General features: G+C 42.7%; 14 protein-coding genes and 2 pseudogenes. 2 read left to right on the top strand and 14 right to left on the bottom strand.

Going from position 1 to position 12,920, the window contains the following annotated elements:
* Positions 1-7: 7 nt before the first annotated feature.
* The 4 genes from ACIQ0C_RS25005 to ACIQ0C_RS24990 all read right to left on the bottom strand — a co-directional run bounded on the left by ACIQ0C_RS25005 (position 8) and on the right by ACIQ0C_RS24990 (position 2,869).
* Entirely contained in the window at positions 8-823 is an 816-nt protein-coding gene (locus tag ACIQ0C_RS25005; RefSeq protein WP_403065098.1) for a uroporphyrinogen-III synthase, read from the bottom strand.
* 391 nt (positions 824-1,214) lie between these two features.
* On the bottom strand, positions 1,215-1,565 hold the full coding sequence (locus tag ACIQ0C_RS25000) for a hypothetical protein (RefSeq protein ID WP_403065095.1): 351 nt from the start codon (positions 1,563-1,565) through the stop codon (positions 1,215-1,217).
* A gap of 63 nt (positions 1,566-1,628) precedes the next feature.
* Complete coding sequence (locus tag ACIQ0C_RS24995) at positions 1,629-2,339, bottom strand: DsbA family oxidoreductase (protein ID WP_402835370.1); 711 nt, start codon at positions 2,337-2,339, stop codon at positions 1,629-1,631.
* Between the two features lie 74 nt (positions 2,340-2,413).
* The gene (locus ACIQ0C_RS24990; protein WP_403065092.1) at positions 2,414-2,869 is read right to left on the bottom strand and encodes an RrF2 family transcriptional regulator; all 456 of its coding nucleotides are present in this window, start codon (positions 2,867-2,869) and stop codon (positions 2,414-2,416) included.
* A gap of 134 nt (positions 2,870-3,003) precedes the next feature.
* Between ACIQ0C_RS24990 and ACIQ0C_RS24985 the strand changes: the two genes are divergently transcribed.
* Positions 3,004-3,903, top strand: coding sequence for a DMT family transporter (locus ACIQ0C_RS24985; protein ID WP_403065089.1), 900 nt, complete (start codon positions 3,004-3,006; stop codon positions 3,901-3,903).
* 50 nt (positions 3,904-3,953) lie between these two features.
* Here ACIQ0C_RS24985 and ACIQ0C_RS24980 read toward each other — a convergent pair.
* From ACIQ0C_RS24980 to ACIQ0C_RS24965, 4 genes and pseudogenes are all read right to left on the bottom strand, one after another.
* Positions 3,954-4,396 (bottom strand): annotated as a pseudogene (locus ACIQ0C_RS24980) (ferritin-like domain-containing protein).
* Between the two features lie 266 nt (positions 4,397-4,662).
* Positions 4,663-5,427: a TIGR03943 family putative permease subunit gene (locus tag ACIQ0C_RS24975; RefSeq protein WP_403065086.1), complete on the bottom strand. Its 765-nt coding sequence runs from the start codon at positions 5,425-5,427 to the stop codon at positions 4,663-4,665.
* Positions 5,427-6,437: a permease gene (locus ACIQ0C_RS24970; RefSeq protein WP_403065083.1), complete on the bottom strand. Its 1,011-nt coding sequence runs from the start codon at positions 6,435-6,437 to the stop codon at positions 5,427-5,429. Before ACIQ0C_RS24970 ends, ACIQ0C_RS24975 begins: the two co-directional genes overlap by 1 nt.
* A gap of 117 nt (positions 6,438-6,554) precedes the next feature.
* Complete coding sequence (locus tag ACIQ0C_RS24965; protein WP_403065080.1) at positions 6,555-7,223, bottom strand: YdeI/OmpD-associated family protein; 669 nt, start codon at positions 7,221-7,223, stop codon at positions 6,555-6,557.
* A 792-nt stretch (positions 7,224-8,015) separates the two neighbouring features.
* On the opposite strand from ACIQ0C_RS24965, the gene ACIQ0C_RS24960 reads away from it, so the two are divergent.
* A complete protein-coding gene (locus ACIQ0C_RS24960) occupies positions 8,016-8,519 on the top strand; it encodes a DinB family protein (RefSeq protein ID WP_402835377.1) in 504 nt (167 codons plus the stop codon).
* Between the two features lie 197 nt (positions 8,520-8,716).
* Here the strand turns inward: ACIQ0C_RS24960 and ACIQ0C_RS24955 are convergent.
* The 6 genes and pseudogenes from ACIQ0C_RS24955 to ACIQ0C_RS24930 form a co-directional block, all read right to left on the bottom strand.
* A pseudogene (locus ACIQ0C_RS24955) lies at positions 8,717-9,466 on the bottom strand (carbon-phosphorus lyase complex subunit PhnI); the annotation flags it as partial.
* Complete coding sequence (gene phnH / locus ACIQ0C_RS24950) at positions 9,448-10,065, bottom strand: phosphonate C-P lyase system protein PhnH (RefSeq protein ID WP_403065077.1); 618 nt, start codon at positions 10,063-10,065, stop codon at positions 9,448-9,450. The gene phnH and the pseudogene ACIQ0C_RS24955, both read right to left, overlap by 19 nt.
* Positions 10,066-10,079: 14 nt before the next feature.
* Positions 10,080-10,505 (bottom strand): phosphonate C-P lyase system protein PhnG, encoded by a 426-nt coding sequence (phnG, locus tag ACIQ0C_RS24945; protein WP_403065074.1) that lies wholly within the window; start codon positions 10,503-10,505, stop codon positions 10,080-10,082.
* A gap of 280 nt (positions 10,506-10,785) precedes the next feature.
* On the bottom strand, positions 10,786-11,487 hold the full coding sequence (locus ACIQ0C_RS24940) for a GntR family transcriptional regulator (protein ID WP_403065071.1): 702 nt from the start codon (positions 11,485-11,487) through the stop codon (positions 10,786-10,788).
* Between the two features lie 238 nt (positions 11,488-11,725).
* The gene (locus ACIQ0C_RS24935) at positions 11,726-12,610 is read right to left on the bottom strand and encodes a PHP domain-containing protein (RefSeq protein WP_403065068.1); all 885 of its coding nucleotides are present in this window, start codon (positions 12,608-12,610) and stop codon (positions 11,726-11,728) included.
* 43 nt (positions 12,611-12,653) lie between these two features.
* Positions 12,654-12,920: hypothetical protein (locus tag ACIQ0C_RS24930; protein ID WP_403065065.1), on the bottom strand; the 267-nt coding region annotated here is incomplete at its 5' end.

Here is a 12,920-nt window from a genome sequence, read left to right as displayed (position 1 = left end):
CTCACCCCTATCTGCTTGCTATTCCCTGATAATATTTCACTAGCTCCACCATTGCACTGCCCATCCGTTGATCTTCAGGATAAATGACCCGCTCGATCCCTTCATCGATCACCACCTGCGCCGTTACCTTTCCAACCGCAAGAGCAATTACATCTGATGCAAACAGGCCGATTATCTTATCTTCCACACCTTGTTCACGGACAAATCTCATTAAATTTCGCGGCTGGGGTGCACTCGTGAACACAACCGAATCGATTTTGCCTTCAAGGATTTCTTGGATCAGCTGCTGCATCGTTTCTTTTTCAGGCGGAATATGTTCATATGGCAGGATTTCTTTATGTTCCACTTTTTGTTCATCCAACCAGTTCATCAAAAGAGGCGCCGGATCGCCGTGAAGCTGCAAAGCGACCTTTACACCTCCTGGCAGATGGCCTTCCAGATTGCGAACAAGCCCTGCCGTACTGCCATCATCATCACGGATTAATGGCTGCAGACCAAGCTTTTTCAGCATATTCACCGTTTTATAGCCCCTAGCTGCAATTTTCATAGACTGCAAGGCCTCTATGAAACGATCTCCCGCTTCCATCTTCACTGCCGTTTTATATAATAATTCCGTCCCCACTCCCGTCGTGAGAATGATCCAATCAAACTCCCCAGCCATCAACCGGGTGACATCCTCTTCCAAATGGGAATCATCAAGGAAAACCGTCCCCTGAGCCGGGCGAACGACCGGGACTCCCCCAAGATTTTGAACGATTTTACTAAGTTCTTCCGTCTTCCGCGCCCCCAATAAAGCAACGGTCCTGCCATTAAGCTTACTCATCCATGTCCCTCCTATATGTACATTCAATTAAATCCATCTCACCCATTATACAAATTTTCAGTCTTCGAAACTATAAAAAACGGATTCCATATCAAAATCAATGCTTTTTCTTTCTTTTATCTTATATAAATTCAGTGGAAGGATGGATTAGCAGCGCTTTGCTTTTTATAAGTCCCACCCTCGTGGAGCAAATACTCGTGAGTTTTGGGCTGTTACTCGTGGGTTTGGAGCAAATACTCGTGAGTTTCGGGCTTTTACTCGTGAGTTTGGAGCAAATACTCGTGAGTTTCCAGAAAAGCAAAACATGGCCTACTTCAATTCCCTCATCTTACCTTCCCAGTCAGTAAAAAAAGCTACCATCAGTACAGCTATTTTCACGATTTAACTTTTGTTAATTCTTGTTTATCGCCCTTTGGGCAATATGCTCCTGTTCTTTTTTTACAAAAACATCATATTGAGTGGTTTGATGGCGATTATGAAAGTTATCAGTGCCTAAATTCATAGGCGTTTTCGTTTTGAATTGAATCCCTTCCCTTTCCAATTTCGCAACGACCTTAAAATAATTTTCATTCCCGAATGCTGTATAAATACATGTCCAATATTTATAGGATATTAGTTTGGCAATTACTATGCATGCAATCACGAAGAATAGTATTCCAATCATTATATACACCTTTTCGCTCCCTTTCAGTTCGGACTTTTTCGAAAACCCCTCCTGTACACTATATTCTTTGTCATACATGACATTTCCTTTTTAAGTAAAAAAAGGAGACCCCAGTTTCGGGCCTCCTTCTTCATATCTTCATTATTCTTCCGTCACGTTACAAGAACCGTCCGTACAAGCGCCGCCTGTTGCTGGATCATTCACGATCGTAAGCGGATTTTCCTCAGCCCATACTTTTTTTAGCGTATCGAGGAACGCTTCTGTTGGCTGGGCGCCGGAGATTCCATACTTGCGGTTAATGACGAAGAATGGAACACCTGTAATACCAAGCAGGCTTCCTTCTTGCTCATTTCCCCTAACCTCTGCCGTGAATGCCGTTCCTGCCAGCATGGACTCCGTCTCGGACTTTTCAAGGCCAACCTCTTCAGCCAAACTAGCCAATGTAGCGTGATCGCCAATATGTTTGCCTTCCGTAAAGTAAGCTTTAAATAGACGTTCATTCATTTCTTTCTCTTTACCTTTTGATTCAGCAAAGTGCATCAGGCGGTGGGCATCAAACGAATTCGTTAAGACCACTTTGTCCAAATGATAATCGAGTCCCAATTCTTTAGCCTGTTGAGTCAGGTTTTGGCTGTTCGCTTCCACCTGCGCTTGAGACATTCCGTATTTCTTGGCCAGCATTTCATTTTGCGTCATGTTGATATCCCGCTCAGCCTCTGGGTTCAACTCGAAACTGCGAAATGAAACCTCTACCTGATCTTTATTTTCAAACTGCTTTAACGCCTCTTCGAATCGACGCTTTCCTATATAACAGAACGGACATTGATAATCCGACCAAATTTCCACCTTCATGTAAATACCTCCTCATTTCAAATGCAATCACATTAAGCACATTATATAATCCTGGGTATCCTCTTGCAAGGATATTACCCCAGACACTCATTTTCAAAATTGGTGAAGTCGACTTTTTTCATGAATTCTTCCAATGTATAGCCCTTTAGCAGGAGCAATGTTTCCTTTTCGGCTTCGTTCATGATCTCCTCCAAAGCCGTATCCAGCTGTTTCCCGACCTCACCGCATTCGCTCGTTTCCATACAAACAAGACATTCCGGCCGTACCGCTTGATACACATCCGCCAAAGTAAGCTGAAATGCAGGCACCTTCAAACTATAACCGCCTTCCCGTCCTTCCTTTGTTTCGACAATTCCCGCAGCTGCAAGCTGTGCCATCACCCTTCTTAAAAAAGTGGCGTGTGACTTCACCTTTAAGGCGATTGCCGAACTTGTCAGGAGCTTTTCGCTTTGTGCGAGCCAAACCAGAGAGTGAATGGCAATAGCAAACCGCGGCGGTCCAATTTGATTGTTTCGATTACCTGAAGACAAGATTATCCCTCCTTACACCCTTCCATGGTAAGGCCATTATACTATGTTACGTGCTCCCGAACAAATGGCCCCTTTGACTTAATCGGTACAATCATATAGTCTGAATAGTAAATCTTTATTTCAGGAGAACTTCCATGAAGGAAAAATACCCCTATTTACTCGTCATCCTTGGTGCAATGCTGTGGGGAACGACCGGAACAGCCCAGTCATTCGCCCCCGATGGAGCCCATCCCATTGCAATAGGTGCCGTCCGCCTGGCAGTCGGCGGGGCCGCTTTATTGCTCATTGCAATCTGGCAAAAAAAATTAACGCGGTACAACTGGCCAATGAAAGAAACCATCTTAGCCACGTTAGGCATGGCCTGTTACCAGCCGCTATTTTTCATGGCTGTCAGCATGACCGGAATTGCCATCGGCACCATCATTACACTTAGCAGCGCCCCCATCATCGCCGGATTCCTTGAATGGCTGTTCAGTAAAAAACGGCCATCAACAAGCTGGTGGATTGCCACAGGTTTATCGATTGCCGGATGTTTACTGCTTTTTTCCAACCAAGGTTCAGTTACCATCGATCCAGTAGGTGCGCTGCTTGCGCTGGGGGCTGGAGCTTCTTTTACGGTATACACACTGGTCAGTAAAAGAATCCTGGATAAGCAACCTCCAGAAGCAACTGCCGCTGTCATCTTCAGTTTTAGCGCCCTTCTGTTGGCACCCGCTTTATTCATACTCGATATCAGCTGGACCGGTACAATGAATGGGCTGGCCGTCAGCCTTCACCTTGGACTTCTTGCTACAGCCGCCGCCTACTTATTTTTTAATAAAGGGCTATTATCCGTTCCCTCATCAACAGCGGTTTCGCTATCACTCGCAGAGCCGCTGACAGCCGCTCTTCTCGGTGTCTTCCTTGTCGGGGAGAGCTTGGCCCCCATGTCATGGATTGGGGTCGGATTACTCTTATGCGGAATCATCTCTTTGACGATTTCGCCAGGACAACGAAAAAGTACTACATTGATGAACCAGGAGCTGTCAAAGTAAAAAAAGCCAGGCTATTTTCCTGGCTTTTTTCAACTTTCCTTACGAATGAATCAACTTCTCAGTTTAACCAAGTAAAACAAAAACGAAACGGCATGGTTTTGTTCATCGGCGGCAGCACGCCTGAACGCCTTTCGAATGGTTCTATCAGCCTCACCATCTGCGACATCCAGATAAAAATCCACGGTTTCCTGTTCATCCTGAACGGCAAATTCCAATCCGGCCGCATAGGAGTCCGGGCATGTTTCCGTCACTTTAGGCTGTGGCTGCAACCCGGTCAAACTGTTGTAAATTCGGGTGAATGCTTGAAAATGCTTTATTTCATCTTCCCTTATTTCAATGATTTGTTTCCTCTGTTTTTCATCAGGCGCTAATGCTGCCAATTTCTCATAACACTGGATGCACTATACTCGCCATTTATCCCCTTTTCAAGCTGGTTAATCAACTTATCCTGCTGTCTATTCCACTCACCTTCATGCATATCATGCCCATACATGGCATAACTTCTTCCTGTTCTTTATCCCTATAGTATGAATAACAGAGAACCAGGTGCCCATCAAATCAATGTATGCCTTCAATATGAATTTGAAGAGAATTCCCGCCGCCAACGTTTTCTGCCATTCGGCGGTGTAAACACAAGCGGAATGTATCTTATGAGGGGATATATGGCCTTTTTACATGAAAAGGATGCCTTCGCACTGGCAATTTACCTCTTTCGGCACCAAAACCCGGCAAAACTTCCTTTTGCCAGGTTTTCCAATTCTACTGAATGATTTGTACATTTTCATATAAATAAGCATCTTCGGGTGCCTTTATTTTCTTCGACTCTTTTAAATCGATCACCGGTACGGGTTCCCCTTTATAGCTTCCTTTTTTTAATGTCCCTGTAATCGTATACCAATCATTCGTCTTCATTCCTTCCACGTTCCCGTTTACCATATATCCGTATAACGTCGCATCGACCACACAGCAGGACATGGAGAGGCGGGAGATGGCCATTTGTTTTTTCGTAAATGTATCCTCACGGTATATGAACCCCGAAATCTCTATTTCCTTTCCCTCGATCGTATCGAGGTTGTTCAGTAAATCATCCAGTACTTCAAAATAATTATCATCGGTTACGGAGATTTGCTCCCCATTCGCATGTTTCCCTGATTCATATGAACTTACCATCTGTGTCTGCTGCTTCGCCATCCCCCTTTTCGCCAGCACTTCCCCGCTTAATGTAAAATCGGTCAGGATGAAGCCCAGAAGAATCGGAATGAAGAACAAACTGTATTTCAGGACCAGTGCGGACGAAGAGGACTTTCCATTCGATCCGCAATCACAATGTTGTTCACCCTGTTTTTGTTTTTTCATTCGGAGAAGGCTGATCACTAAAAAAGCAAAAAGTGCGGCCAATGCATATGGAACCATTTTGGGTGCAATCAATTTCGTTAAATATCCTGAAACATACAATTTAAAGATCATGAGACCCAATCCAAGCAGCAGTAATCCTTCAAGTCTTTGGATAAAAAAGCGTTTCATCAGAAGCCCCCCTTACTGATCAATCCGCCTGCAATCAGGCATAGGCTGAAGACGACTGCGAAAATAAGCAAGACATACGTGATGACGAACCTCCGTTTAAAACAGGACATCATGATCAAAACATTTTTCAGATCCAGCATGGGACCAAATACAAGGAAACCCAGTATGGAGCCTGGCAGAAAACTATGGGAAAAGGAGGCCGCAACGAATGCATCAGCTGATGAACAGAGTGAAAGCAAAAACGCAATTCCCATCATCAACGCCGTGCCTTTTATTGGTGCCTGACCAATATCGGCCATTACGGACCGATCCATGAACACCTGAAATACACTGGCAAACAAGGCCCCGATGATAAAGTATCTGCCGACCATAAAAAATTCCTGCGAAGTATGTTCAATGAAACTTGTCCATTTACTGGACTGAATATCATGTTCATGCCCTTGTACCAGTTCCAGCTTGTCCTCTTTCACCACATCTTTAGTGCTGAATATATGAATGAATAAGCCTGCGATTATGGCCGTCAGGACACAGAGAATGACTCTTCCATAAAGAATGGCCGGATTATTTTGGAACGCATAGTAAGTTGAGCCGAACACGATGACATTCAATATTGGGGCTGTTACGAGCAAGACCACACCTGCATGGACCGGGACACCTTTTTGAATCAATCTCCGGACAACCGGGATGATTGCACATTCGCAAACCGGAATGATCAGCGCCGCCGCTATCGCGGCAAAAATGGCCGTCAGGGGTCTTTTGGGTATCATCCGCTGAATGATTTCTTCACTGATGAACAACTGGATGAACGATGAAGCAATGGCCCCCAGGAACAGGAAAGGAATCGATTCTAAAAACAATCCCAAAAACACGACGAACACAGAGTGAAGCATCGGGTAGTCCGAGAAATCAATGGCTTTGGGAATGAACACATCGCCTAGAAAAAAGAATGCCAGCAGCAAAAACAGCAAAATCAATAACAGCACGTTTCCCGTGTAGCGTTTCAAAAGCATATTTAACCACCTCACAAATCATAATTATTACGATTTAAGTTTGGATTCGGTCTAGTATATGCTTTTGATAGGATGAACAGAACAAGAAAAAAAGAGAATGGAAGACATTCCCCACCCTCATTTATTTCTTCGATATAGATCCCTGCTCTTGTAACCTTCTCCTAAAATCATTTTCATTTCCTGGCGCCGTTTCACTTGTGTTGCCTCTTGTTTTGCACTATACACGTAACGGGCCCAATCCTTCCGATACCCTGGGGTAAGTGATTGATAGAACGCAAGCAAATCAGGGGAATCCTGCAAATCTTTCTCAATTTCAGAAATCATTTCGATATAATCATCTACTGATTGGCTTGCTTTGGTAGATGGACGGTTTCTATTTTTCGAATCTTCTTTCAGTCCGACTACCGTAAAGACGTCATCCAACCCAACTATACGGGCAAACTTCAGGTCACTCGAGCCAACATAACCTTCATCATCCGCACCAAGGCCTTGCATCAGATCATCACGATGAATATATGTAGCATATTCTTTATTCCCCTTCTTCGGGTACGCCAAATAAATATAGCCGTTTTTACTCAAATGATTTTTCTCGATCACCTTATCCACGATTCTCTTTAAGGATTCCAAATCCAATACAAAGGCAAATATAAGATCATAGGCACTTTCAGTAAGCTTTGTATCGTAATCCGGCAGCTCTGCTAAATAATCCGCCCCGGCTGGCTGATTCAGGACTGCCACCCGTTCATATTTATGTAAATTCAGTTTTTCAACTATTGTTTTAGCCATTGCATTCACCATCCTAGTTGATTTTTTCTACCTTCAGTTTATAAGCTTCCCATTGCGTTAGCAACTTTTCTTATTGGCAGTCTATCCAATATAATTAGCAAAAAGGCGATGCGGAAACCTTCCATCTTTTTTCATATAACCATTTCTAGGGAAATATTAACTGTGCTATAATTCAGATATCACCAATTTCATTGCCAACTTCTTAGAGTTTTTCCCCTTTAACATGATAGCAATCTCATAGAGTACCGGATGTATAGCTAAGATAAATGCCCATATCCCGCTATAGCGACGATCCCCGAGCGACTGTTAACCCAATTACAGCAGATGGCATAGATTTCTACTGTTTTTTTATTGCAACAAAGCAGTCCTAATGTAATGATAAATGCAATATGTTCCATTCTGAATTTTCCGAATGGCTAATCCTTCCCTTTTGGATCCACTAAGCTTGGTTCACTAAACTTACATTTTTCGGTGCAAAAGATGAAGCCCTAGACATCGCATTCTTGTTTTTGAAGCCTAACATACTGAGCGCAGGCATAAACTTGACTATTGTGCATAGGCATTAGGGTATCAAAGCTTCAAATACAATGCAGTTTCCTATGAAATCATATTAACAATTTTACCTAAATGACGTTGTGTCACACTCATTCAATCACCATGCATCCACTTTAAATCAGGTGTTTTTTCCGTAGTTTTTTGCATTTGTCATGCAGTCGATATCCCTTTGTTTTTTCCTATATCAAAAAATTCAGTGATGCTTTCATATGGGGGTGTCACAAAAGGGGAGTTCTCATGAATTATATCGAGTATGATTTGCTATTTGAATCAAGAAAACAGTTAATTGAGGAAATTACGGAGTTGGATGAAAAAATGCTCCACCATAAGCCTGTGCCTGAAGTATGGAACATCGCCCAAATTTGCCATCATTTATATCTCACGGAGCAGGTTTTTACAGAAGTTATAGCAAATGGCATTCGGGAAAGGGATTTTAATAATATCATTCAAAAAAACATTTACTTCGTTACTGATAGAACAAGGAAATACTCATCCCCTGAGGTCATTACACCCTCTTCAACCCCATTTCAATTATCGGGCCTTATGGATTTGCTGGCAGAATCAAGGGATCGATTATTACAGGTTCTTTATGATATGGATTCAGATATCTTGTTAAATAGAAAGAAAGCCAAGCATCCCCTATTCGGGGACCTCTCATTGGATCAATGGATTGAGTTATTATCCTTACATGAACAAAGGCATATCAAACAGATACAAGAAATAAAGTCCGCCCTTATATAAACCTTTCATGACAATGACATCATTAGAGAATCAGCCCGAGACAACGATTTGCAAACAAATAAAGAGACCACGTCTGAAGTGAACCCAAAAAGTTAGACACTTTATTTAATTAGGAAACCTTGAGGGCATGAACCCGGTAATCTACTGGGCTCATGCACAGACATGTTGGCAGCATGGAAACAAGAGGCGCCGAGATCGAGATGGACGGGCAGCTTGCCTACACGCAGCTCCCCTACTGTCGGGTGCAGTGCACCATATCCACGGATGACTGCATAAGCAAGTGATGTCACTGCACCTGTTTGGCCTCTTGTCAAAATTTGCAGGCGTTCACTCCGCATTGAAGGAAACTCCAGACTTTTCCTTGTAACATCCCTAGGCTGCAAATCATTATTTTCACAGCTTGCTAATAAGCCTTCACTTCTTAAGTAATCCAAAACTTTAGGCAGGGATTTTAAATCAGCCATATCCAAATCGTTTTGGTTTTCTGTTGAATGATCTTCCTCTTGAAAAGCCCGTAACCAATCTTGAATGCTTATATCCGATTCATTTTCCAGCCCCGAATCTAGTAAACGATGTGTATAATCGGTCGTGGCACCTAAAATCTGTCCGCCAGGTACATCCTTAAAACTAGCTGAAATCCGCCGTTCCACTTTCATATTTTCAGAACTGATCACTCGTGAAACATGTTTTCGCGGCAAAGTGGATCGATAGGCCCTCAATAGGAAAACAGCTTCTTCCGGATTGCCTTCAGCCTGTTTAATGGCAAGTGCAGCCAGTGATTGATCATACAAACTGCTTTCCGACATAACCTGATCAATCAACCCTCTCATCCCGGCCTCTATCTTATGCAGCTCTATGGCCGTCCCTTTTTTGACCCGTTCATACTTTAAGCGTTTGATGGATTCCTCAATCGCCTTTGTTCCGCCCTTTACTGCAACATATCCCATATAACCTCACCCCCATTTTCTCTGATTTGAGTCGTTCTCGGCAAAGCTATTAAACGATCTTGTTGATCAACAAAATACAGATCGATTCCTAACGGGAATTCTATGTTTTTTTCGTTCCTTGCACCCAGCCAGGCGGAGACATTCGGGAGGCTCATGAATGATTCCTCTTGAATTCCCGGTCCTGAAAGGATCATTGCGTCCCCTTTTGTTACATCCGGTACTTCTAGAATGATCATCGCCGATTCATGAGGGTTCAATAGATTCCCTACTTTTGCTTTATTCAATGCTTCCTTTATTTGCTCGTCGGAGGCATCATGTAAAATAAAAATAAAATCCGCTTCCGGCAAATCGACAGGCTTTGAATAAGTAAGCTGATTAATCATTCTTGTCACCGCCCCCTCCGCCTTTGAAATGACCTTAAAGGACACTTCAGGGTCGAGTACCGTTCGTGCAAGCAGGATGGTCGAAGATAAGCATTCCATTTGAACATCCAACGTCCTGGCTTCCCTTTCCATAACCACTAAAGTTCCAGGTCTTGAAGTCGCCGTTACAAGCTTTCTATAAACAGTTTGTATATCATGAACTACATCCAAATTCATTGCTTTCCCCCCTCTTATTGAACATCCATTGTTTCAAAATTAACCTTGGTTCTTAAGATTGATCGATTAAGCTCTTGAAGATTTTTCTGGATATTCTTCTTCTCATTTTCTAAAACATGTGACCATAATCTTGTTTCGCCAAGATCAGCCTGATAAGCGGCATCAATGATCGCTAAACTATGTGCCAGTTCTTCCCGCTGTCCCTTAACGATACCAATCCCGATTGAATCCTGGATTTGGACCGTGCATTCTGTCACCAGCATTTCCCCTAGATAAAACAAGCTCTTTTTTGCCGTCTCCCTTGTCTTTAGCAACACAAGGGCACTCTCTGGCTTTTGAATGACGGTAACTTTATATTTCATTGCTATTTCCTTGGCAAATTCCTTCGCAATGTCCTCAGAGCCTTGAATCAAAATTTCGGTTCTTTCCCTTCTTCTCATTCCATTGGCCTCCAAATGTTTTGGTTTCAAGCTAACACCTTCAATGTATCTTGTTGCCAAGTGAACGTACGTTAAGAAAGAGTAAATCTTTGTATGAAATTTGTTAAAGCCGGGCCTGCCTATTCAAATTTCGTGCTTCACTCGTGAGTTCAGGGCATTTACTCGTGAGTTCCGGACTTTTACTCGTGAATTCGGGACATTTACTCGTGAGTTTCGTATTTTTACTCGTGAATTCAGGGCATTTACTAGTGAATTCGATCGATATCTTGAATGGAAGTTTTTATATAACATATGTGAAACAATCGCTCCGATAGATTATGACCGTGTGCTCAAGGACTTGATTACTCCGTTTATCCCGGCATAATGATTGCACTTGCAAAAGTGGAATTAAACTTGAACACTGCAAAATATCCCGTTCGAAAAGAGTGGGAAAAATCACATTCAGCGTGCTCCTGCTGGATCCGAATTCTACAAAGCCACGCTGCCGGTAATATTGAAACATGGAGGTCATATCCGGACCGTCCTTTTCTATTTCAGGAAATGTTGATTTTGCTACAAAAGATGTATGAAGAGCAATCGGGAAATCGTCCATTAACCTAAGCCTGCCAATTTTAAAGACCTTGTCATCACTTTCCACCTCGAGGCTTTGAAAAATCTTCTGATCATAAGAAATTTCTTCGCAAAAAATAGTACTCGTTTGAAAGGAAAACTGGAATTCTTTCATTTTCTCGGTGAAACTGACATCTCCGGATAGTATTAACGGAATTTGTTTCTTGGTTTCCTGGACATAACTTCCCTTACCTTGCTTCGAATAGATAAAGCCTAAATCTTGAAGCTGTTCATATGCTTTCCTGACCACCATTCTTGGTACATTAAATTGATCGGCGAGTATATGCTCTGAAGGTAACTTTTTATCCAATTGAAAGGTCCCACTCTTAATTTCAGATATCAAATGATCCACTAAAAAGTTTTTTTCCGCCAACAGAAATCCCCCTTTAAATATTCGATCTCCCTAATACCCTTTTTCCTTGTTACTGCCAGTGTAATGAGAAAATATGAAGCTATCATGATTTTCTTGTAAAAAAAAAGTCCTGGTCAAATACCAGAACGAAAGGAAGTACTTATTTTATGAATCTTTTCAATAGAACATCCTGCATGTTCAGCCTTTCAAATTCCAAATCCAGCATGTAAGCATGCCGCTCTCTCAGCAAAATTCCTGTTCATAGATCGATATTTTTCAATACCACATCATTAATGGCCATGCTTTTTTTCCTTAATTTCAAAGCATTCACACATTCCGTTCCAGGGCTCATACTGCCAAGCCGAATCGTCTTCTCCCCATAATCCCCATGAAAATCCGAACCTCCTGTCTTAATGAGATTATATTGATCTGCATATGAAATCGCTCTTTCCTCTTCTGCAGGACCATGATGCGGGTGAAGAACTTCAATCCCTTCAAGCCCTGCTTCTACAAGATCGGGAATAATTTCGAAGCTCCCGTATTGTCCAGGGTGAGCAAGGACCGGGACGCCTCCGGCAGCACGAATCGCCTTCACAGCCAGTATGGCATCCATATACTCCATAGGAATGAAGGCAATGCCCGGCTCTTCCCCATTTTGGCCGCGACTGAAGATTTTCTTATACAAATCTCCATAGATAGAATCCGTATACCCCGATTCCCTTAGTGCTAGCATGATATGCTGTTTATAAACGCCGGTTCCTCCCCTGAATTTAGATACCTGATCCCAAGTTATTCGATATCCTGCATGAATCAGCCGTTCCACCATTTTTTCAGAAGCTGCATTCCTTTTTTCAATCAGTGGATTACATAGATCCTCAAGTGCCTTATGACCAGGCTCAACAAAATAGCCCAAAATATGTACACGCCTTCCTCTTGCAAAGTCATAACCGGAAACTTCGATACCGGGGATGATTTCAATTCCCATTTCCTTACCCCGTTCCACCATCTCCTGCATTCTCATTGTTGTATCGTGATTCGTAATCGCTAAATGGCCAATGCTCTCCCTTTTTGCAACCTCCAATAGTTCTTCAAAAGAACTGGAACCATCTGAAACGTTCGTATGACAATGTAATTCAACCTTCATGCCAATCCCCCCATTCTTATTCGTTACCCATTAACATTTTAACTTAGTGCCATGTCGGTCCCATTAAGATGATGTAAAAAAACGTAAAGGTGTAAAAGTCGTCCTGAATGGTGAAAATACTTAAGTATTTCAAGCTGTAGACAAAAAAAATTCCAGTTGATTTCAGTAAAAAACATGAAGGGTAATCTAGTAAACGTTTCAGTTGATTGGAATGTAAGGTACGAGACTCCTGCGGGAAAAGCGTGGCATGGGAGACCCCGCAGGCGCGCGCCGAGGAGGCTCCCGCCCGCCCGCGGAAAGCGAGTGCCTG

The organism is Peribacillus sp. NPDC096448 (assembly GCF_044762675.1).
GTDB classification, from domain to species: domain Bacteria; phylum Bacillota; class Bacilli; order Bacillales; family DSM-1321; genus Peribacillus; species Peribacillus frigoritolerans_B.
The sequence above is the reverse complement of the archived record's forward strand: the minus strand, read 5'-3'. Positions and strand labels throughout refer to the sequence as shown.